The organism is Candidatus Kapaibacterium sp. (assembly GCA_025059875.1).
GTDB lineage: Bacteria > Bacteroidota > Ignavibacteria > Kapaibacteriales > HRBIN21 > HRBIN21.
The window spans coordinates 558948-579311 of the sequence record JANXCT010000001.1 but is presented as its reverse complement, the minus strand read 5'-3'; the positions used below and the strand labels follow the sequence as shown (position 1 = coordinate 579311).

Genomic DNA, 20364 nt, shown 5'->3' with positions numbered 1-20364 from the left:
CCACCTCAGCCCTTCACGGTCCTGACTTCACTGTAGCCGTGCATGCCGGAGCGATAAGATGCCGATCCCACCAAAGCCCAGCATGAACATCGCCTGGAACGGGAGCGCGGCCAACTCGGCATAGTAGAGCGAAATCCCCATCCCAACGACGAAGTAGAGCCCCAGCAGCAACTCGACGACAACCGAAGGATGGAGTTGCCGTGGAACATACTTTTTGTGGTGCCATCGCTCACCCGGCGTGAGAACGTGGTACTTCGGCGTCCGCACGAACTCCGTACGCTTTCCGAGCAACGCCTCAATCACGGCCCGTGTGTTGTTGACAGCAAATCCCATGCTGCCTGCCAAGAAGACCGGGAACAGCAGCAGCCGACGCCGCCAGTCCCTGTAGGCCGCCCGCTGGGCGAAGAGATAGAAGAGGAACGTGCCAATGGCCGCCAACACGAAGACCGAGAGCGCGGTGAAGAAGGTGTCGTAGCCCTGGACGGTGTTCTTGATGAGCACAACCGGGACGTTGAGCACTGCCACCAGGAGGATGAAAGGAAAGACGATGTTGCTCGTCAGGTGGACGGTGGCTTCAGCCTTGATCCGGAATGGCAGTTGGGCCTGCCAGATGCGTGGCAAGAGCTTGCGAGCAACTTCAATAGCGCCCTTCGTCCAGCGATACTGCTGCATCTTGAGCGCATTGATGTCCACCGGCAACTCCGCTGGCGTCGTCACATCGGACAAGAAGATGAATCGCCAGCCCAGCAACTGGGCACGGTAGCTCAGATCCAAGTCCTCTGCCAGCGTATCGGTGTGCCAATTCCCCGCAGCTTCAATGCAGGAGCGGCGCCAGACCCCAGCAGTGCCGTTGAAGTTGATAAAAAAGCCGGCCCGGTACCGCACTGCCTGCTCCATCGCGAAGTGGCCGTCCAGCGACAGCGCCTGGGCCTGCGTGAGGAAGGAGTAGTCAGCATTCAAGTGCTCCCAGCGTGTCTGCACCATCCCAACTTTCGGATCGGCAAAGTAAGGAAGGGTCTTCAGCAGGAAATCAGGCCGCGGGACGAAGTCGGCATCGAAGATAGCGATGAACTCACCACGAGCGCGCTCAAGCCCATAGCGCAGAGCCCCCGCCTTGTAGCCCTCGCGCGTCCCCCGACGGATGTGCTCGATCTGGAAACCCGCTGCCCGATACTCCCGACAGAGTCGTTCCAGCAGCTCCGTGGTCTCGTCCGTGGAATCGTCCAGCACTTGGATCTCTAGGCGGTCACGCGGATAGTCTAGGGAACAGACAGCCCGCAGCAGCCGCTCCACGACGTAGCACTCGTTGTAGATGGGCAACTGCACCGTCACCATGGGGAAGTCCTGAAGCGGTGGTGGTGGCGGCGTAGACCGCCGCATCGTCTTCCAGTGGTAGTACACCATCACCAGGCTGTGCAGGCCTGACAGAAAGAGGACCGACAATGCCCCTACGTAGGTAGCCAGCACCACTTCCTCCATTCCCCCTCACCAGTTGTGGCACCTACCATGCCGAGACGATCGCTAGCAGGATGTCGTCGCAGAGAGCATCCAACGAACGCATCACAGCCTGGTCTCGAGCTGGCTGTCCTCCAGCAACCTCATAGAGCTCATACCGCGTGAAGCTTCTACGCCAGAGGACCCGCCGCTGCACAGCATCGTAGAACTCCGCCTCCACAGTCACTTCCGCACGCCGCTCCCGTTCTAGCTCGCCTGGCCGGACCGTTTGCGTGACATCTCGGATTTGCTGCAGCTGGACGCTCAGCCGTGCGTCAGCTTCATCCATGACAACGCGCAGCGGCGCGTCCTGCTGCAGACGCTGCAGGAGTCGCTGCGTAAGGTACTCCCGGTACATCGGGACACCAAAGCCGGAGTTATCCACCACCGGTGTGAGAGCCAGCGTCTGAAGATGCGCCGGCAGCTTGCCACCGGTGAAGGAGTAACAGCTTGCCAGCACGCAACATAGGCACAGAATGCTGATACGACGATGAGTAGTTTCTGACGGCCTCCTCATTTTTGCTGCAGGAAGGGATTGTAGCGCCGTTCGGCCCCGATCGTCGTCGGTCCTCCATGACCAGGGTAGACACGGTAGTCGTCCGGGAGCACCAGGAGCTGGTCAGTAATCGAGCGGAGCAGAAGCTCCATATCTCCTCCCGGCAGATCCGTGCGGCCAATGCTAGCGGCAAAGAGAGTGTCTCCGGAGAAGACAAGCCGGCGGCGATGCTCAACAAGGCAGACACCACCCTCGGTATGCCCTGGGGTATGCCGAACCTCTAGCTCCCATGAGGTTCCACACTGCACGCATTGGCCGTGCTGGAGCCATTCTTGCGCTGTTATGGGCTCAAAGCTGAGGGGTAGCTGCCAGAGCCGCAGCTCCACGGGATCAGTTAGCCGATAGGCATCCGCCGGATGCACAGCGATGGAGGCACCCGTCATACGCTGTAGGGCTGCAGCGTCCGCAATGTGGTCCCAATGGCTGTGTGTCAAGAGGATGCGACAAATCCGAGTTCCACGCTCTTGGGCCAAGCGGACGAAGAGCTCAGCGCTGCCCATAGGGACGTCCACCACGCACGCCACCCCTGCCGGAATGTCCAACAGCAGATAGCCTACCGTTGCAGCAGGCCCGGCCTCTACGGCAATTAAGTCTGGAGCGTGCACTGTACTCTCCGCCGGAATCCAAAACTCCCACATGGGTTAGGGCACCAGGACAAGGGCAGAGCGCACTTCCGACGGGGTCCTAAAGAGCACTACGTACGCCCCCGGTGCCCCAATCCGGAAGTGCCACACATGCTCGTGGCTTCCGGCCGAATCCTCGTACCACTGCCGCTGCTCCAGTCGGCGCCCCTCCAGGGAGTACAGCCCCAGCACATAAGCCCCACGCTCGCCCGCCCAGGTCTCTACAGTAAGCTCTCCAGCACTCGCTGTAGTCCGCAGCCCCACCGGTGCCACAGGCCGCAGCAGCCGCGGTCCCCCTTCTCGGCAGATGCCAACGAGGCGCAAGCGACCGTCTATGCGCTGCGTCTGGCTACTTAACACCCCATCGTCCCAGAGGAAGCTGAGAATCCGCAGCGGAGTCTCTTCCGCACTGCCTAAGAGTACATCGCCGATGAGCTCGGTCACGACCCCCTGTGAAGCCGCCTGAATCCCCTCCACGCGAATCGTCAGGGTAGCCAGCCCTTGCGCCATTCCCTGGCGGAGGATGGTTCCCCGACTGAGACCGCGGACCAGGAAGAGGGTCGGCTCATACGCTAGCTCTACCTCTGCCTGTCGGACTCCTGTCTGGGCTCCAGGCGGCTCTATGGCAAAGCGGAGCGGGATCCGGAATCCCTGAGTCCATGGCGTAGCTTGGGTATCGGGCAGCCAGACACGTGCCCTCACGGGTTCTAGCCCAATCCCAGTGATGGCAATGAGCCGCTCGTCAGTACACGGCTGGCTGATGGAGAGCCGGAGCGTATCCGTATACACCCCTGGCTGCTGCGGACGGAATCCGATGATGAAATTCAAACTCTCGCTTGGCGCCACCACCCGAGGCACCATCGGAGCTGCCAAGAGCTGGAACGCCGAGCCCTGCTGGAGCCCGATACTCTCAACTCGCAGCGGGAAAGCCCCACGATTGCCCACTACTAACGGCTGCTGGGAGGTAGCTCCAGCGAAGACACCCCCGAAGTGCACCTGCGGCGGAGCACTCAATATTGGGGTCTCCCGCCGCCCTCGTAAGGTAACAGTAAGCTGCAGCATCTCGACCCCAAGTCGAGCTGTCAAGCGGAGCTGTGCGCTCTTATCACCATCGGTCGTCCTCTGAGGTCGGAAGTGGATGGCATACCGGGCATGGCCTCTGGGCTGCAGTCTAATCGGCAGAGGCGGCAGCTCCGTTATGAAGACCGCTGCATCCGGCCCCAGTAGCACTGCCTCAAGGAGCCATAGAGTATCGGCCGTAGCGTTACTCAGCACGAGCGTATCTGATCGTTCCTGGCAGAAAGCCACCGTTCCGAAGTCGAGCAGGGGACTATACGCAACCCCTTCACCCGTCACCGTTCCGTAGAGACGCACACGGTGGGTATCTGGGCAGAGCTCAGCGAGTGCAAAGGCAACTTCTGCCTCCAATACGCCAAGGCGCTGTGGCGTCACGGTGACGGTGAAATCGTAGCTCCCTGAAGCTAGAATGACCGCCGAAGTCGGCGAGACGCTGACGTCTGGATGCGAGCTCAGCACTGCCTCTACTCGTAGCGGGCGAAGCAGGAGGTTCCGTCCCTGTAGTAGCATCTGCACTGTCTGTCCCTGTCGCAGAGTCCCAAGAGAAATCGCAGCCGGCACGGCGACAAACGGCGACACCCGCTCAGCTCGGAGACTGACCGTTACGTACGGCTCCACGGTGTCATCTGTTACGAGCACCACCTGTGCGGAGCGAACCCCAGTCTGTGCCCCAGGTAGCAGTTGCACTCCATAGGCAACAGAATCCCCAGGAGCAAGGCGGTACGGCAGACTCGGCTGCACCACAACAACGAAATCGGCCGCGTGCGGACCCACTACCTGTGCTGGGCGTAGGAGCTCTAACGGTGCGCTCCCAATGTTCACGACCCATATCGTGTCTAACGGCGACTCACAGTGGCTGACAACGCCGAAATCCACCACCGAGGGCTGCGCCCTGGCCCCAACCCGAATTCCCGTGCCGCTCAGAAGTAAGCGTGCTGTATCTGGACATGCAGAGTCTGCACGCTCAGCCATCACAACGAGCTCCGCAACGTGGTTACCGAGCGTTGTGGGTGCATATCGGATGCGGACCCTCAGCTCCTGCTGCGGTGCCAGCAGCACCGGCACTACTGGCTGGACCTCCACGATTTCGAAAGGAGCCGGCAGTGGGGATATCCTCGGAATCCGTGCCGCTGAGTATCCAACGTTCCGCAGCGTAACGGTCAGCTCGCTGGTGCTGCCCACCCGAACGAAGCCGAACTGCCCCGATCCGTGCCACTCTAGCCGTGTCTGCAGTCCATAGGCACTCAGCTCTACGGTGTCCGCTTGCGAACACTCGTAAGCAGAGACAACCAGGAATCCCCGCACCACTCCGATAGAGCTCATTCTGGCATGCACGTCTACAACCCGCTGCTCGCCAGGTGCTATGGTAAACCCCGAGGGTGGCGAAACGTCCCATTGAGCAGCATTTGAGACCCACGGTGGGGCAAATTGGAGCGGACGCCGACCAGTATTCCGGATCACTATCCTCGCTGTGCGCTGCTCTCCAGGACAGAGAGTGCCGAAGTCCAGCCGGCGCACTGGAGCAGCGCCATCGGTGAGCAAGAAAGAAAGGCTATCTCGCACCCCCTGGTACAGAATGCGCCATGGGGAACCGCTCACGAGGGTGTCCGTATGGACCAGGATGAGGGTATCCCGAAAGACGCCAACGGCCAGCGCTTGAAAGGCCACGATGAGCCGCACAGTATCCCTTGGCGCCAGCGTTCGTGGAAACCACCCCGCCGGGGGTGCTACCAGACGGAATCCCTGGTCTCCACGAGCAAAGAATGCCGCCGTGAGCTCTATCGGCCCTTCGCCCGCGTTGACGATTCGTACAGTATCCCACACCTCTTGGCCTACGCAGAGCGCTGTGTCCAGTTGTCGAACTGCTGGCGCCACAAGCCGCGGCAGACGGGCCACCGTTACCAGGCAAGCGCTGCTCGGCGACAGTACCCACGACGGCTCTGCAGCATACTGTGCCGACGAAGGGTTAGGAATCCGCTGGAGCGCTACGAGGAAGAAGAGCGTGTCCGGCTCTGGCAGAGAGAGACTAGCGCTCCACTGCTCCCCGTAGCCGGTCAGCGTATCGACAGGTTCCCATGTCCCCCGGAGAGACCTGCGGTAGAGCACAATGTCGTTGCCGTTACCCGTACCATTGACGCGTGCCGCTTGCCGAGGCTGCGGTGGTGGCGGGAAGATGCTCGGACCGACAAACCGCGTGGCGGCTGCTGGGGTAGTCAAAACCGTTGTGCTCGCCCTACCATCCAGCCGCACCCGGCCAGCCCCACCAGCTGGAGCTCCAGTCACGGCCCCACCTGCAACACTAATCGCAACGTCTGAAAAACCCCTAGGCGCACAGAGGTGGATAGCTCCTCCCGATCCACCACCCCCCGGCCCAGCGGCCGATGATCCCGTCAGCGCCCCAGGAGCCCCGTCGGCAGTAAACCGAACCCCCTGGATACTCGGTGCCACGACACACAAGGCTCCACCACCTCCACCACCCGTCCCCGAGCACACATTCACCCCTTGGGGATTCCCACTGGCGCCACCAGAGCCCCCCGCAAGCGGGACGAGGCAGGCATTTCCATGCTCGTAGCCGCCATTGTTTCCGCCAGAGCTCTGGCCTCGGACAGCATAGCCTCCGGCACCTCCAGCCTGCCGCTGTTGATAGCCGCTCCCGCCACCATATCCACCGCTAGGATTGCATGAACCGCCGTCCCGGCACCCTTCCCCAGAGCGCCCAAATGGATGCCCCGTCCCCCCACCAGCAGACTCGTACTGCGGCGACGTTCCGGGAGGGACACCGTTGAGGCTGGCCCCATTCTCACCCGTGCTCTGCCCATAGTTGCGGTACTCGTTGAGGCCCACCCCAATCCCATTCTTCCCACCGCGACCGCCGCTGGTGAAACCATTGCCTCCGTCGCTTCCCCGAGCTGTCCCTGTGAGCACATCACAGAATGCTCCCCCTCCACCACCTCCGCCAGGTCCAGCGTTCGGCCCTTCCGCGCTGACACTGATGGTCGTCCCTCCACTACCCCGAACGCTCCCTACCGCCATGAGGACACACGGCAAGTAGCCTTGGTTGCCCGGAGTATAGGGATCGCAGTCGGCAACGGACACTCGGAACGTTGCGCCTGCTGGCAGGACGAGACTATCAACGAGGAGTGCCCCCCGTCGAGAGCGAATCCCTAAGCCCCCTTCTCCAAGCACCCGCTCCGTCCCAGTGTACACCCCTACCGGCGTTGGCCGGACAACGTAGAAGGTGTCCACGATAGTGCTGCGTCCGTTGTACGTGACTCGAATCGGGACGCGGAACTCCGGTCGCAGCTCGTCCCACCGCCAACTATTCGGCTGAACCCACGGGTGGACGAAGATGACCGTGCTCAGCAGCCGCCCCTGCCAACTCACTACCACAGGACCTATGGTCAGCAGCGCGGTGTCCGCTGGACGGGCACATTCAACTCGGAGTGCATCCCCAGGATTGTTGCTGTAGACTCCATCAGGACCCAGGGTCCCGACAGCCGAATGGTAGGCCACGATCTCTACGGCCACCGCCATGCCTGGAGCCCCAATATCCGGCACCATGTACGCCACCTGCGGTTGAGCTAAGACCGCAATAGCACTTGCCGCCCATAGCACTCCGTGTCCGAGCCACCTCATGTGTCCCCCAGATAGGCGATACACTTCAGCTCAATCGCAATCGGAGTCGGTAGAGCCCGCACTTCAACCGTAGTTCGACACGCCTGGACATGCCCCAGGTACTGAGCGTACACGCGGTTGAAGGTTGCAAAGTCACGACGGATGTCCGTCAAAAAGGCCGTCACGTCCACGAGATCTTCCAGCCGTGCCCCAGCAGCACGGAGAATGCGGTGGACGTTCTGGAAGACGGCATGGCATTGCACCTCAAAGTCATAGTCAACCACCCGTCCCTCCGCATCCTGCACAACCCCCGGGATTTCCGAGCTCCCTCGCTGTCGAGGTCCAATACCCGACAGGAAGAGCCAGTTGCCCACACGCACCGCATGCGGGTATGGCCCTACAGGTTCCGCAGCATCTTCTGCGATAATGATCTGCCGCATCTCAATCCCGCCAGAGGGCAACAGTAACGCTCTTGGGCTCCATGAAGAAGTGGAATGCCTCCCACCCGCCCTCACGTCCCACTCCGGATTGCTTCATCCCGCCGAACGGAGTCCGCAAATCCCGCACCATCCAGCAGTTGATCCAGACTACGCCTGCCTCAAGGGCCTCGGCCACGCGGTGGGCCCGCGACAGGTTCTCCGTCCACACACCGGCTGCCAAACCGTACGGGGTAGCGTTTGCTATGGCGATGGCCTCGTCCTCCGTGTCGAACGGGATGAGCGTCGCCACCGGGCCGAAGATCTCCTCTTGGTTGACCCGGCACTGCGGACTGAGCCCCTCCACGACCGTCGGCGCAACGAAGTAGCCATCGCGGCACCGCCCATCGAGCTGCACCCGATGACCGCCACACAAGACTACCCCTCCATCGTGTCGCGCCAGCTCAACGTAGGAGAGGACCTTCTGCAGGTGCGCCTCAGAGATGACCGCCCCTTGCTGCGTTGTCGGCTCCAGAGGATCCCCAACACGTAAAGCCTGGACGCGAGCCACGAACTCCTGCCGGAAGCGGGAGTAGATGGAGCGCTGCACCAAGATGCGAGAGCCGCAGAGACAGATTTCACCCTGATTGGAAAAGGCTGCCCGCACTGCTTCTGCCACGGCACGCTCGAAAGCGCAGTCCTCGAAGATGATCGTTGGGTTCTTGCCCCCGAGCTCCAGCGTGAGCTTCTTGAACATCGGCGCTGCAACTCGAGCAATCTCCATGCCCGTTCGGGTCCCCCCAGTGAACGAAATAGCCCTCACGGCCGGATGCGCTACCAGGGCCGCTCCTGCTACCGGCCCTTCACCATGGACGATGTTCAGCACACCGGGAGGCATTCCCACTTCGTGGCAGATTTCGGCCAGCAGAGTCGCAGTCGTCGGAGTTAGCTCCGACGGTTTAGCAACGACGCAGTTCCCTGCTGCCAGGGCTGGAGCCACCTTCCAGCTCAGCAGGTAGAGCGGCAAATTCCACGGGGCAATGCAGCCCACCACCCCCAAGGGCTGACGCAACGTATAGCTGAGGACCTCGGGCCCCATCTGGTAGGCTTCTGTGCTGACATGGAGCAACCCCGTTGCAAAGAAGCGGAAGTTGCGAACCGCTCGCGGGATGTCTACGCTTTGCGCCAACCACAGCGGCTTCCCAGTATCGCGGGACTCCGCCAAGGCTAGCTCTGACAACCGCTCCTCCAGACGCTCAGCAATCCGGAGTAGCAATCGCGCCCGCTCCTCCGCCGGCATCGCAGCCCACTGAGGGAATGCTCGCTGTGCAGCTGCGACAGCCGCCTCAACATCCTGTGCACCCGACGCCGGAACGAGCGCAATCACCTGGCCCGTCGCTGGCTCGTACTTTTCCAAGTACTGCCCACTGAGAGGCTCCGCGAACTGCCCGCCAATGAAGTTGAGAATCCGCTCTGCCATTACTCCCACCCGTGCGGCGGGACTCAACCACAGCGAAAATAAGAGCTTCGTCCAGAACGCCTCTGCTTACCTGCGTTCGGCAACGATTTCCGTCTGCTACAACTGTCCAATCCTCACCGAAGCTACTATGCAGCTCTCTCTTCCGTTGGAGCAGCCGACCATCTTCCCGGAGAGCATCGTTGCTGGCGTCACACTCCGAGCGGCCGATCTCTTCCCTCCACGCGGCTTCTCTGTGGACGTTATCAGCACCCCTTCTCCCGAAGGCCTGCTGCTGGCAGAGACTCTGGGAGCCACCTGGGAGCAGTTGAAGTTTCAGCGGCAAGTCCACGGCGCCAGCGTTCGCTGGATCCAAGCCGATAGCCCCATAGCAGAAAGCGATGGGATGGTGACGGCTGAGCCCGGACTCTTCCTCTGCGTGCGTATTGCCGACTGCTGCGCAGTACTGCTGGCCTCCCTAGATCCGCCCGTCGTGGCCGCTCTCCATGCCGGATGGCGCGGAATCGCCCAAGGGATTGTGGAAGAAGGCCTTCGCACTCTCTTCAGCACTGGCTGTTCTCCCGCTGGGATCCGGATCTACCTTTCGCCCTGCGCTTCCGCTGAGCGGTACATTGTCCGTAGCGATGTCGCTGCGCTTTTCCCCGAGAGCATAGAGCGTGTGGGTTCAGAGTACTACCGGCTTGACTTGCGTGGGGAGATTCGCCGTCGCCTCCAGCTCCTTGGGATTCCCGAGTCACAGATTGAGAGCTCGCCGGGCTGTACCATCGGTGACACCCGCTACCACTCTTTCCGTCGCGACGGCACCGCCGCCGGGCGAATGGTTGCATTCATTGGGATGCGCTTGGGGGCTTCGACCAGCGCTTGAGGATGCCGTACGGGATAACGACCAGGTAGGCAATCACCAACACAATGGGAGCAACCACCATCGCCAGCGGGTGATCATAGCGGGTGAAGATGCCCACCGACATCAGCAAGTAGCCCAAGACTATCAGCGCAATCCCCACCCCGATGATGAGCCAGTTGCGACGCTCCAATGGATAGGACCACTGTACCCCTCGCGCAGTTGATGGTGTTGGACGCCTTGCCTTTGCCATTCAGCCTGCCTTTGCAACTCCGTGCTCCCTGGGGGATTCGAACCCCCGGCCCGCGGATTAAGAGTCCGCTGCTCTACCAGCTGAGCTAAGGGAGCACTGCAAAATTACGACGCACACGCAAGCCGGCTTCCCATCGCCTCCTGCTGTACTGCTAGCTACCATTTGGCAGCTCCACTCCTAATTTTGCCTGTAGTCTAAGTCAATGCTACTGCGTATGCCAGCTTCAGAGATTCCACTCAGCCACGCTCCCCTCTGCCGACCTCTGGTGGTCTGTGGATACAGTGGTACTAAGCCGTTCGTTGAGCGCTTCCGGGAGTTGGGCTTCATCTACGGCGCTCGGGTTATCCTACGGCGTAGAGCTCCATTGGGCAGGAGCATTGAGGTGGAGGTTGGCGGTATTCGTCTCGGGCTTCGCCTCCATGAAGCAGCTATGATTTACGTCCGCCCTATCACCCCCGATGCAGCGGATGACATCGCAAACTGAACCTTCCCCAGATCACACCGTCGCCCTCGTAGGACTACCCAACAGCGGGAAGTCAACGCTCTTCAATGCCCTGACAGGCCTACGCCAGCGGACGGCGAACTATCCAGGGGTTACGGTAGAACCGTTGGTGGGACAGCTACGACTCGATGGGCAATCGGTAACGATCGTAGACCTTCCCGGCATCTACAGCCTCTCGCCGAAGACGGAAGACGAACGCCTGGCCTTAGCCCTCCTGCGCGGAGAGGTACCAGAGGCTCCTACTCCTGAGCGACTCCTCATTGTCGTGGAAGCCTCTCAGCTAGAGAGGGGACTAGTGCTGACCTCCTGGATGGCTCACCTCCATCGACCGATTGCTGTGGCTGTTACAATGGTTGACGAACTTGCAGCGCGTGGCGGCGTGATGGATACTGAAGAACTGGAGCACATCTTGGGCATCCCCGTCTTCCCTGTCATAGGCCGCCGAGGCATCGGTGTGGACGCAATCCGCCGCTCATTGCTGCACTGGGAACCGTGGGGAATTCCACTGATACCATTTGCCCCGACAGCATCGTTGGAGGATCGCCATCGCTGGGCCCGAGAGGTTGTGCAACGGGTGCTGAAGTCCCCACGGCCCGACTCCCTCTCTGAGCGAATTGATCAGTATGCTCTCCACCCAGTCATGGGGCTGCTCATCTTTGCAGCGGTGATGCTGCTCTTCTTCCAAACTATCTTCACCGCCGCGCAACCCTTGATGAACGCCATAGAAGGTGGGATTGGATGGCTGCAAGACCTGGTGAACGCCTGGCTACCCGAAGGTGTTGTGCGGAACTTCTTATCCAGCGGCTTCCTTGGAGGGGTGGGGGCAGTAGTCGTGTTCCTTCCCCAGATCATGCTGCTGTACCTAGTGCTGACCGTGCTGGAAGACTCCGGCTACTTCCCTCGGGCAGCCTTCCTCATTGACCGTTTCCTCAGCCTCTTCGGGCTCCAGGGACGGGCCTTCATCCCTATCCTGGGCGGCTTTGCCTGCGCCATTCCGGCCATCCTCTCCACGCGCGTCATCCCTTCCTGGCAGGAGAGGCTGACGACTATGCTCATCATTCCGCTGATGACCTGTTCGGCACGTCTCCCTGTCTACACTCTGCTCGTTGCCGCCGCAATTCCGCCGGTCTACCTCGGCGGCATCCTATCGCTGCAAGCGCTCGTCATGATGGGCCTCTATCTGCTGGGAGCTGGCTCTGGGCTCCTCGTCGCATGGGTACTACGACGCACGGTGCTACGGGGCATGCAAACACCCTTCTTCGTGGAGCTTCCGCCTTACCGGCTGCCTGCCTGGCGCACTGTCCTGCTCCGCACATGGTCCAGTGGGCGGGAGTTCCTCCGCACCGCTGGGACAGTTATCTTCCTCTTGTCGCTCGTCCTTTGGGCCCTCACAGAAATCCCGCGCGTGGATGTCCCGCCAGGAACTCCAGTCTTGGAAGCTCAACGCCTGCAATTGGAGGGCTCGTTAGCTGGACAGCTTGGGCATGCACTGCAACCCCTCTTCGCTCCCTTAGGATTCGACTGGAAGATAACGGTGGCCACCATCGGCAGCTTCGCCGCTCGCGAGGTCTTCATCTCCTTCCTAGGGCAGCTCTACGCAATCGACGTAGAAGCCGCGGACACAACCCTGCGCCACATCATCGCTACGCAGGTGCCGCTGCCGACAGCGCTCAGCGTCCTGGTCTTCTACGTCTACGCCCTTCAGTGCATCTCCACTATGGCAGTGATCCGCAAGGAGAGCGGCTCCTGGTGGTGGGTAGCACTGGCATTTGTCTACACGTTCGCGCTCGCATATGGCCTAAGCTTCGCAGTCCACCAGATCGCACAATGGCTGCTGACGTAGGCCCGGTTTACATCGGGGCGGATATTGGAGGCACGAAGACCCTCGTTCTCGCCTGCGATGCCGACGGCGCGGAGATACACCGAGAGGGTTTTCCCACCCCACAGTCGCTCGCTACTGGCCTGAAGCAACTCATGGAGGCAATCGAGCGGGTCTCTGCTGGAGCCCCAATCGCCGCAATTGGCATCAGCATCGGTGGCCCAATCGATCGAGAGCGCGACACCGTCTCACCCCTCCACCAGCCCGAATGGCGGGACGTCCCGCTGCGTCAGCTACTCCAAGAGCGCTTCCGCTGTCCCTGCCGGATCGAAGTCGACACAGACGCTGCTGCCCTCGGCGAGTGGTACTTCGGTGGTGTCCGAGACAGCCCACTAGTATATGTGACCCTCAGTACGGGCGTCGGCGGGGCCCTGCTCCTTGAGGGATCGCTCTATCGCGGGGCTGATGGATACCACCCGGAGTTGGGACACCAGGTTGTGCCCAACGAATTTGGAGATCCCCATCCGGTCACGTGCTCCTGCGGAGCTACCAACTGCTTAGAAGCGCTCATCTCTGGACGTGCCCTCCAGCAGCGCTTCGGATGTACACCTGCCCAGCTTCCAAAAGAAGTCTGGAACACCGTCGGGCGCATTCTAGGACACGGACTACGAAACATTGCTGCTCTCTACGCCCCAAAGCGCATCGTACTCGGAGGCGGTATCACCGTGCACGCAGCAGCCTATCTACTACCCGTCGCTCAGGCGACGCTCCAGGAAGACCTGCGCATTGTGCCGCAACCAGAGGTATCCGTAAGTCGCTTGGACTACGAAACGGCGCTCTGGGGAGCCGTTGCTGTCGCCATGGGCTACAACACCGCTCCTCCTGGAGCGTGAGGTCCTGCGTACCACTTGCAACGCTACCACTCACTAAACCGCTGCCTGCGCAGCAACAGTGGCGTGGCGGCGTGCCTCTAACCAGCGCTCGGCGTCTATAGCTGCCATACACCCGCTGCCAGCAGCAGTGACGGCCTGCCGGTAGACTTTGTCCTGTACATCGCCACAGGCGAAGACTCCGGGGATGTTGGTGTAGGTGCTTCCAGGCTGCGTTAGGATGTAGCCCCGCTCATCCATCTCCAGAAAGCCGCGGAAAATCTCCGTGTTCGGCTGGTGTCCGATAGCGACGAAGACTCCGTCGGCAGGCAGCACTTGCGCTTCTCCAGTCCGGACATTCCGGACCCGGATGGCTGTCAGGCGACGCACCCCATCGCGCTGCTCACCAAGGAATTCCTCCACGACCGTCTCCAAGAGGAAGTCAATCTTGGGATTGCTCCGCGCTCGCTCCTGCATGATCTTGGAGGCCCGGAATTCGAGCCGGCGATGGATGATCGTCACCTGCCGAGCAAAGCGCGTCAGAAAGAGTGCCTCCTCCATCGCCGTGTCACCGCCTCCCACGACGTAGACATGCTGGTCACGGAAGAAAAACCCATCGCAGGTTGCGCAGGCAGAGATCCCATACCCCATGTACTCTGCCTCCCCTGGAACGCCAAGCCGCTTGGCCGATGCCCCAGTGGCGACGATGACCGCCTCGGCACTGTATTCCTTGCCAGCATCCGACCACAAAGCGAACGGATACCGATGGAAATCCACCCGAACGATCGTCTCGTACACAGACCGCGCACCGAAGCGATGGGCTTGGCGGCGGAAGATGTCCATGAGCTCTGGCCCCAGAATCCCGTGCTCGAAGCCTGGGAAGTTCTCCACCTCTGTCGTGATCGTTAGCTGCCCGCCTGGCTGGGGACCCTCGAAGACGACAGTGTCTAGGCGGGCGCGGGCAGCGTAGATTGCTGCTGTAAGGCCTGCGGGTCCTGCCCCGATGATAGCAACCTCATGGTGCTGCGCTTGCATGGGTTACTTCACTACTCTGTGAGACAACCTCTTTCCACGCACGGGCGTTGCGCTGTATACCAGCGTACTGAGGACGTTTGAGCGGACTCCTTCGGAAGCGCTGCTGGAACTCCTCCGGACTCATAGACAGCACAGCGTCTAGTTCTAGGCAGGTTTGCCCGTATCGTGGTAGAAACGCAGGGTCATCTGTCGGCTTCTGGAAGCGATTCCACGGACACACCTCCTGGCAGATGTCGCAGCCGAAGATCCACCCTTCCATGCGCTCAGCAATCTCCGGAGGGATGTCTGGCTCCCGCTTCGTCTCAATGGTCCAGTACGAAAGGCATCGGCTGGCATCTAGAATGTACGGCTGTACTAAGGCTCCCGTAGGGCAGGCCTGAAGGCACGCCGTACAGGTGCCGCAGTAGTCACGCATAGGCTCGTCTGGCTCTAGCTCGGCGGATGTGATCACCACTCCCAGGAAGATCCATGAACCATAGCGGCGAGAAATGACCATCGTGTTCTTCCCTTGCCAGCCGATGCCGGCACGCACTGCCCAAGCCTTCTCTAGGACGGGACCCGTGTCTACGTAGACGCGACTTTCAGCCCCAGGAAAGACTCGCTCTATCTCCGCCGCAAGAGCTCGCAGCTTGGGGAGGAGCACGTCGTGGTAGTCCTCCCCCCATGCATACCGCGAAATCTTGCCGAAGCGGTTTGGCGTATGCTCCCACTCCTTGTGGCGTGCCGGAACATAGTAGTTGTAGGCCACCACGACAACACTCTGAGCCGACAGCAGGATCTGCCGCACGTCCTGTCGTCGCTCCACGTTACGCTCCAAGTATGCCATCGTAGCGTGGTACCCACGCTCAAGCCAAGCAAGGTAGCGTCCAAACTCCTCCTCCAGCGGCTCCGCCCGAGCAACGCCGACCTCGCAGAACCCCAGACGTCGAGCTGCTTCCTTGATGTGCTCCGTCCGTTGTCGCCGTTCAGTCAGATCCATCCCACCCATTCAGGGCCCTGCCCACATGTTTCTGAAGCGCAGTGCACCGCTCCCACTAGAGAGGACCTGGCCCCGTGTTCGGTCTTCCAAGGCCAGCCCGCGACAGCCATACCCAGCCATTGCAGCCGGGGGAGAACGGACTCTACTCTGCCCGCTGCCTCACGGACAGAGCTTTCTACGACAGAAGGCCGAATCTGCCGAAGGCTTCTCATCGCGCCACTGTCAAGGAGATAGCTGTCCCCGGCGGAACGAGCACACCAGCTGCAGGTTCCTGCCCGACGACGGTGTTAGGTAGGAAGGTTGGGTCTGGAACGAGTCGAATCGCCCCTACCTGCAGTCCTGCCTCAACGAGCATCTGTTCCGCCTCTTCCAGTGAGAGGGAGACAAGCGAGGGGACAGCAACCGACGGTCGTGGCCCTTGACTGATCCCCAATTCTACACTCGTCCCCGCTGGAACTTGACTCTCTGGCGGAATACTCTGCCAGAAGACAGCCCCAGCAGGGACACTGTCGCTGTACTCGTAGAACATCTCCCCCAGCCGCAGCCCAGAGCTGAGCAAGCGGACCTGTGCATCCCGTGCACTTAGGCCCACCAGTGCCGGCATAACAACCTGCTTTTGACCAGTGCTCACCGTCAGGTAGACTCGGCGTCCTCGTCGTACCTCCGCACCAGCGTATGGGACTTGGCGGATGACCCGTCCTTCGGGCACTGTCGGACTAGGCTCATACCGCACTTCGTGGACAACAAGCCCTTGTGACACTAAGGACTCCACCGCCCGTTCCAGCGCCATCCCGACGACCGACGGCATTCGAACCACCGGCTGGGAGTGGACCAGTGCCGGAACGACGAGCTGGTCCAGAAGGACGACCCCTCCTATTCCAAGGACTCCCACCGCGGCGCCAACGAGGATGCGTCGCCTCATACCACTCCCAAGTGCTCACTCCGTTGCCGGAAATAGACGAAATGGTCCCCCACAAGCGAACGCGACTATGCCCGCGGGAGGACTATTGTCGTGACAGCGTTATCGGGCCGGAAGATACTGCGGCCGACCTCGGTCAGCTCCTCTACAGTGATGCGAGCATACTCGTCCAGTATCCGGAATGGTCGCTCCGGATCGCCCCAGAACATGGCTCCGAGAGCGACTTCCTCAGCAATCCCCAACGGGCTCTGCAGTAAGACCGCAGAGGCTGTCATTAGCCGATGGCGCACCTTCTCCAGCTCAGATTCTGCTATCCCCTGAGCAATGAGCTCATGCAGAGTCTGCCATAATGCTTCTTCCAGCTGCTCTGCAGACACTTCAGGGCCTGCCGCAACTCCGTAGCAGGTCAGCAACGAACTCCACTCGCGGGCATCCAGGAAGGCGGAAGTCTCTGCAGCTACCCCTCCGAGGAGGAGTCGGCGGTACAGGCGGCTGCTGCGCCCACCGCCGAGTACCTCAGCCAGCGCCTGCTGATGGAGGAACCCCGATGCGCTGTAGCCGCCACAGTGGAACGAGAGGAAGACTGCCGGTAGCGGCACTGCATCCTCCACCACTGCACGGACTCCACTCCGACGGCACGACTCCCTCCATTCGGGACGGGGAATCGGCTCCCTACAAGCCTCAATCTCTGCGAAGGCCTCCTGCGCCAATTCCAAGGCGTAGTCAGCTTCTACGTCGCCACAAATGACCAACACCGCATTGTCGGGTCTGTAGTAGTGGCGAACGAAGGCACGGGCGTCGTTCGGTGTTAGCGCTGCAACCGACTCCGGAACGCCGTGGACTTCCCAGTGGTACGAGCACTCCGGCGCAAAGCCTTGTTGTGCCTGGACATCGCGCCACTGCCCGTAGGGTTGGTTGTAAACGGTCTCGTTGAGCTCCTCTAAGATGACGCTCTGCTGCGTTGCAAACTCTTCGTCGGTGAAGAGCAATCCGCGCAAGCGGCTAGCTTCCAACCATAGCCCGAGCGGCAGCTGGTAAGCGGGAACCACCATGTGGTAGAGCGTGTAACTGTATGTCGTCATCGCGTTGTTGGTACCACCGGCATCGGTGCAGTACTGGTCAAACTCCTCACGAGCAAGGTATGCCGAGGTACCGAAGGCTAAGTGCTCAACAACGTGGGCTAGTCCCGCTTGCGACGGAAGCTCGTCCTGGGACCCAACGTGGTAGAGGACCGCGATGGCAACGATTGGAGCCCGCCGGTGCTCTACCGCGAGCACTTCTAATCCGTTGGCAAGACGAGATGTCTCAAGACGCACCCTCATTTGGCCGTCAGCTACGAAACTACAAAGGTACAATAAGGCCGGCCGATTGTCCGACTAAACTCGCCGCCATTCACACAGTATGTCTGGCAGCTCTACTGAGCGGACATGTTCTGGACTCCTGAATTGGCAGCGTGGCTGGAGGATGCTCCTTGGCCGGCAACGAAGGAAGAGCTCCTCGATTACGCCGAGCGGAGCGGTGCTCCGTGGCAGGTGCTGGAGAACCTCAAGGAACTCCCAGACGACGGCACAGTCTACGAAGGTATTGAGGACATCTGGCCGGAGTGGGAGGACTTCCAGTCGCCCGACTACCTGGACGAGGACGAGGAGGAAGGGGAAGAGTACTGATGCTCCATCCCACCGCAGCCAGCGGCAGATTGCCGCCAGCGCGCTGCTGCGTATTGGTAAGTATGTGGTTGCTTTCTTCCCATCCCCTCACTCCCCAGCCTCTTTCTGCTGCACCACCTCCAAAGACTATTGGCCGGATTGAGTTCTACGGCAATACCGCCTTTCCTACCGGCGAGCTCCAAGGACTCTTACGGACACGGGTAGCTATACCAGGGGTGCTGTACCGAATACTGAGCCTCTACGCCTCCCAGCTCCAACGAAACCCTGCTACACCGCCAGCTCTTGTACGTGAGCTCCGGAATGCCCTCAGCAGCATGGCAGCAGAGCTCCCAACGGCTGATCTGCGCACCATCCAAGCCGATGCCGAAGCCTTACGCCTCTTCTACTTCCAGCAGGGCTTCCACCAGGCGAAGGTGAGCTTCCACCTCTCTGATGCCCCCGATGGCACCCAAACGTTGCGGTTCCTCATCACGGAAGGGCCAGCCGCCCGAATAGATACAGTGGTCTACACCGGCTTAGAAGGGCTTCCGACAGAACTCCAGCGAGAGCTTCGGCGCTTCCGTCGTCTACGCAGAGGTAGCCGCTTTCGACAGGCAACCCTGATAGAGGAGGCTGAAGCCATCCAGCGCTTCCTCCAAGAGCATGGCTTCCCAGCGGCCACCTACGAACGTCCACAGATCTTCATCGCACCAGAGCAGAATACTGACAGCATCGTTATCCGCTTCGTACCGGGGCCACGATTGCGCTTCGGAGAGGTACATTTCTGGGAGAGCACCACCCATGCCCCTCCACTCACTGAGCGGGCCCGCCGCTATAGCCTCGAGTTCCGACCAGGGCAGTGGTACGACATCCGTGCTGTAGAACGGACTCGACTGCGCCTCCTACGCCTTGGCGTCTTCGAGACCGTCCGGATCGACACCTTCGCCACCAATCCAACGGCTGGGACGGTTGACCTCCTCATTTCAACACGCTACCGGCGCCCACGCGAAGCCTCCATTAGCACCAGCATCTACCGCACAGCCTTAGAGAGCGCCCCGAACATCGGATTGGAGGCACAAGTAACCGACGCCAATCTCTTCGGTGGGGCTGAGCGTGGGCATCTCTGGGGACAACTGGGGCTGCGTGATCCCTTCGGAGCGTTGGAGCGCGGCTACTTGGAGTACGAATTCCAGCTTGGAGCTGGGGTATGGCTCCCCTACGCTGCACGCCGCATCGGCATGAGTTCGCGCCTCAGCTATGGGATCCGTGTCTTAGCCTCACCGCTCCGGCTTGAGGCACTGAGCCTCCAGCTCCGGTTACCGGTGGAATTCGCCCCATGGACGTGGATGACTACCTCTGAGCTGGCAGTAGACGTTCGCGCAGAGCGGCCCATCAACTACTTGCGTGCTGTTGCAGCCGTTGATACGGTGCCGGCTTTAGCAGCGTTCCTGCGACAGTACGAGCGGCTCTACACGTACACCCGCAACGGACAACGCCTGCTGCCGCCTTCTGACATCACCCTCAGCCTCACCCTTGGGGCTGAACACCGCGATAATCCTACCAATCCGACCAGAGGGCATGTTGCATTCAGCACAGTCGAGCTTGGTGGGCTTGGTGCCGTAGGCTTAGCCCAGTACGTGCGACTACAGCTCCTGCTGTTGGGCTTCCTTCCAGTCAATCCACGAACAGTGCTTGCTGGCAAGTTGCGCTTCGGTCACATCTGGTGGCGCAACCGAACATGGTCGTACGTGCCGTACGATCGACATTTCTTTGCCGGTGGCGCCAACAGTGTCCGCGGCTGGGCTTCCCGAAGCCTCTGGGACCCGGTCTCGGGTGGACTCTCTACAGGCGTTGGCGGAACATTGGCCTCGTACATCGGCGCCGCGCTCTTGGTAGAAGGCTCCTGCGAGCTACGATGGCGTCCGCCCGCTGCACGGGCTGGGTTCCTAAGCCCAATCCTTCAACAACTGCTTGTGACTGGCTTCTTGGATTGGGGCAATGCCTACAACCGTCTGACCCCGTCCCTCTACGGGACTCTTCGGCCTAAGGATCTCTTCCGCAGGCTGGCCCTCTCTGCTGGGATTGGGATTGGCTACCTAACCGATGTTGGACCAATCCGACTGGACGTCGCCCTACGGCTCCACGATCCCCTGCACCCAACTGCACCATGGTTCTCCCAGCGCCCCTTCTCAAAGAGCCGGTGGGCGCTCCACTTGGGCTTAGGACATGCCTTCTGAGAGCGC

General features: G+C 60.9%; 17 protein-coding genes and 1 tRNA gene. 6 read left to right on the top strand and 12 right to left on the bottom strand.

The window, feature by feature from the left end; translation table 11 throughout:
* Positions 1 to 27: 27 nt before the first annotated feature.
* Genes NZ960_02625 through NZ960_02600 form a run of 6 tightly spaced genes read right to left on the bottom strand, consistent with a single transcriptional unit; the run spans position 28 to position 9261 of the window.
* Positions 28 to 1479 carry a glycosyltransferase family 2 protein gene (locus NZ960_02625; GenBank protein MCS7176510.1) on the bottom strand — a complete coding sequence of 484 codons (1452 nt, stop codon included), beginning with the start codon at positions 1477 to 1479 and terminating at the stop codon, positions 28 to 30.
* A gap of 22 nt (positions 1480 to 1501) precedes the next feature.
* Positions 1502 to 1954, bottom strand: a complete 453-nt coding sequence (gene lptE, locus NZ960_02620) for an LPS assembly lipoprotein LptE (GenBank protein MCS7176509.1) — start codon at positions 1952 to 1954, stop codon at positions 1502 to 1504.
* A 53-nt stretch (positions 1955 to 2007) separates the two neighbouring features.
* Entirely contained in the window at positions 2008 to 2688 is a 681-nt protein-coding gene (locus NZ960_02615; protein MCS7176508.1) for an MBL fold metallo-hydrolase, read from the bottom strand.
* A gap of 3 nt (positions 2689 to 2691) precedes the next feature.
* A complete protein-coding gene (locus tag NZ960_02610) occupies positions 2692 to 7386 on the bottom strand; it encodes a choice-of-anchor D domain-containing protein (protein MCS7176507.1) in 4695 nt (1564 codons plus the stop codon).
* Entirely contained in the window at positions 7383 to 7805 is a 423-nt protein-coding gene (locus tag NZ960_02605) for a Rid family hydrolase (GenBank protein ID MCS7176506.1), read from the bottom strand. The genes NZ960_02610 and NZ960_02605 overlap by 4 nt, the downstream gene beginning before the upstream one ends.
* Position 7806: 1 nt before the next feature.
* Positions 7807 to 9261 carry an aldehyde dehydrogenase gene (locus tag NZ960_02600; protein MCS7176505.1) on the bottom strand — a complete coding sequence of 485 codons (1455 nt, stop codon included), beginning with the start codon at positions 9259 to 9261 and terminating at the stop codon, positions 7807 to 7809.
* Here NZ960_02600 and NZ960_02595 point away from each other — a divergent pair.
* On the top strand, positions 9236 to 10123 hold the full coding sequence (locus NZ960_02595) for a polyphenol oxidase family protein (GenBank protein MCS7176504.1): 888 nt from the start codon (positions 9236 to 9238) through the stop codon (positions 10121 to 10123). The genes NZ960_02600 and NZ960_02595 overlap by 26 nt on opposite strands.
* Here the strand turns inward: NZ960_02595 and NZ960_02590 are convergent.
* Both NZ960_02590 and NZ960_02585 read right to left on the bottom strand, forming a co-directional pair.
* Positions 10086 to 10352, bottom strand: a complete 267-nt coding sequence (locus tag NZ960_02590; GenBank protein MCS7176503.1) for a DUF3098 domain-containing protein — start codon at positions 10350 to 10352, stop codon at positions 10086 to 10088. The genes NZ960_02595 and NZ960_02590 overlap by 38 nt on opposite strands.
* A gap of 22 nt (positions 10353 to 10374) precedes the next feature.
* Positions 10375 to 10447 (bottom strand) — tRNA-Lys (locus NZ960_02585).
* 107 nt (positions 10448 to 10554) lie between these two features.
* On the opposite strand from NZ960_02585, the gene NZ960_02580 reads away from it, so the two are divergent.
* From NZ960_02580 to NZ960_02570, 3 genes are read left to right on the top strand one after another with little or no spacing between them, the layout of a single operon-like run.
* Positions 10555 to 10836, top strand: a complete 282-nt coding sequence (locus NZ960_02580) for a ferrous iron transport protein A (protein MCS7176502.1) — start codon at positions 10555 to 10557, stop codon at positions 10834 to 10836.
* Positions 10820 to 12697 carry a ferrous iron transport protein B gene (feoB, locus tag NZ960_02575; GenBank protein ID MCS7176501.1) on the top strand — a complete coding sequence of 626 codons (1878 nt, stop codon included), beginning with the start codon at positions 10820 to 10822 and terminating at the stop codon, positions 12695 to 12697. The genes NZ960_02580 and feoB overlap by 17 nt, the downstream gene beginning before the upstream one ends.
* A complete protein-coding gene (locus NZ960_02570) occupies positions 12682 to 13566 on the top strand; it encodes an ROK family protein (GenBank protein ID MCS7176500.1) in 885 nt (294 codons plus the stop codon). The genes feoB and NZ960_02570 overlap by 16 nt, the downstream gene beginning before the upstream one ends.
* A 33-nt stretch (positions 13567 to 13599) precedes the next feature.
* Here the strand turns inward: NZ960_02570 and trxB are convergent, their stop codons facing one another.
* From trxB to NZ960_02550, 4 genes are all read right to left on the bottom strand, one after another.
* Positions 13600 to 14577 carry a thioredoxin-disulfide reductase gene (gene trxB, locus NZ960_02565; protein MCS7176499.1) on the bottom strand — a complete coding sequence of 326 codons (978 nt, stop codon included), beginning with the start codon at positions 14575 to 14577 and terminating at the stop codon, positions 13600 to 13602.
* Positions 14558 to 15556, bottom strand: a complete 999-nt coding sequence (gene queG, locus NZ960_02560) for a tRNA epoxyqueuosine(34) reductase QueG (GenBank protein MCS7176498.1) — start codon at positions 15554 to 15556, stop codon at positions 14558 to 14560. Before queG ends, trxB begins: the two co-directional genes overlap by 20 nt.
* A gap of 208 nt (positions 15557 to 15764) precedes the next feature.
* Entirely contained in the window at positions 15765 to 16478 is a 714-nt protein-coding gene (locus tag NZ960_02555; protein MCS7176497.1) for a PASTA domain-containing protein, read from the bottom strand.
* Positions 16479 to 16543: 65 nt separating this feature from the next.
* Entirely contained in the window at positions 16544 to 17797 is a 1254-nt protein-coding gene (locus NZ960_02550; GenBank protein MCS7176496.1) for an insulinase family protein, read from the bottom strand.
* A 105-nt stretch (positions 17798 to 17902) separates the two neighbouring features.
* Between NZ960_02550 and NZ960_02545 the strand changes: the two genes are divergently transcribed.
* Positions 17903 to 18142, top strand: a complete 240-nt coding sequence (locus NZ960_02545; GenBank protein MCS7176495.1) for a DUF2795 domain-containing protein — start codon at positions 17903 to 17905, stop codon at positions 18140 to 18142.
* Positions 18143 to 18204: 62 nt separating this feature from the next.
* Positions 18205 to 20358 (top strand): BamA/TamA family outer membrane protein, encoded by a 2154-nt coding sequence (locus tag NZ960_02540; GenBank protein MCS7176494.1) that lies wholly within the window; start codon positions 18205 to 18207, stop codon positions 20356 to 20358.
* Positions 20359 to 20364 lie beyond the last annotated feature (6 nt).

Bases quoted from the DNA above. Each gene is read 5' to 3' on its own strand.
- NZ960_02625 (MCS7176510.1), bottom strand. From the start codon at position 1,479: ATGGAGGAAGTGGTGCTGGCTACCTACGTAGGGGCATTGTCGGTCCTC.
- NZ960_02615 (MCS7176508.1), bottom strand. From the start codon at position 2,688: ATGTGGGAGTTTTGGATTCCGGCGGAGAGTACAGTGCACGCTCCAGAC.
- NZ960_02610 (MCS7176507.1), bottom strand. From the start codon at position 7,386: ATGAGGTGGCTCGGACACGGAGTGCTATGGGCGGCAAGTGCTATTGCG.
- NZ960_02605 (MCS7176506.1), bottom strand. From the start codon at position 7,805: ATGCGGCAGATCATTATCGCAGAAGATGCTGCGGAACCTGTAGGGCCA.
- NZ960_02595 (MCS7176504.1), top strand. From the start codon at position 9,236: ATGAAGTTGAGAATCCGCTCTGCCATTACTCCCACCCGTGCGGCGGGA.
- NZ960_02600 (MCS7176505.1), bottom strand. From the start codon at position 9,261: ATGGCAGAGCGGATTCTCAACTTCATTGGCGGGCAGTTCGCGGAGCCT.
- NZ960_02590 (MCS7176503.1), bottom strand. From the start codon at position 10,352: ATGGCAAAGGCAAGGCGTCCAACACCATCAACTGCGCGAGGGGTACAG.
- NZ960_02580 (MCS7176502.1), top strand. From the start codon at position 10,555: ATGCTACTGCGTATGCCAGCTTCAGAGATTCCACTCAGCCACGCTCCC.
- feoB (MCS7176501.1), top strand. From the start codon at position 10,820: ATGACATCGCAAACTGAACCTTCCCCAGATCACACCGTCGCCCTCGTA.
- NZ960_02570 (MCS7176500.1), top strand. From the start codon at position 12,682: ATGGCTGCTGACGTAGGCCCGGTTTACATCGGGGCGGATATTGGAGGC.
- trxB (MCS7176499.1), bottom strand. From the start codon at position 14,577: ATGCAAGCGCAGCACCATGAGGTTGCTATCATCGGGGCAGGACCCGCA.
- queG (MCS7176498.1), bottom strand. From the start codon at position 15,556: ATGGATCTGACTGAACGGCGACAACGGACGGAGCACATCAAGGAAGCA.
- NZ960_02555 (MCS7176497.1), bottom strand. From the start codon at position 16,478: ATGAGGCGACGCATCCTCGTTGGCGCCGCGGTGGGAGTCCTTGGAATA.
- NZ960_02550 (MCS7176496.1), bottom strand. From the start codon at position 17,797: ATGAGGGTGCGTCTTGAGACATCTCGTCTTGCCAACGGATTAGAAGTG.
- NZ960_02545 (MCS7176495.1), top strand. From the start codon at position 17,903: ATGTTCTGGACTCCTGAATTGGCAGCGTGGCTGGAGGATGCTCCTTGG.
- NZ960_02540 (MCS7176494.1), top strand. From the start codon at position 18,205: ATGTGGTTGCTTTCTTCCCATCCCCTCACTCCCCAGCCTCTTTCTGCT.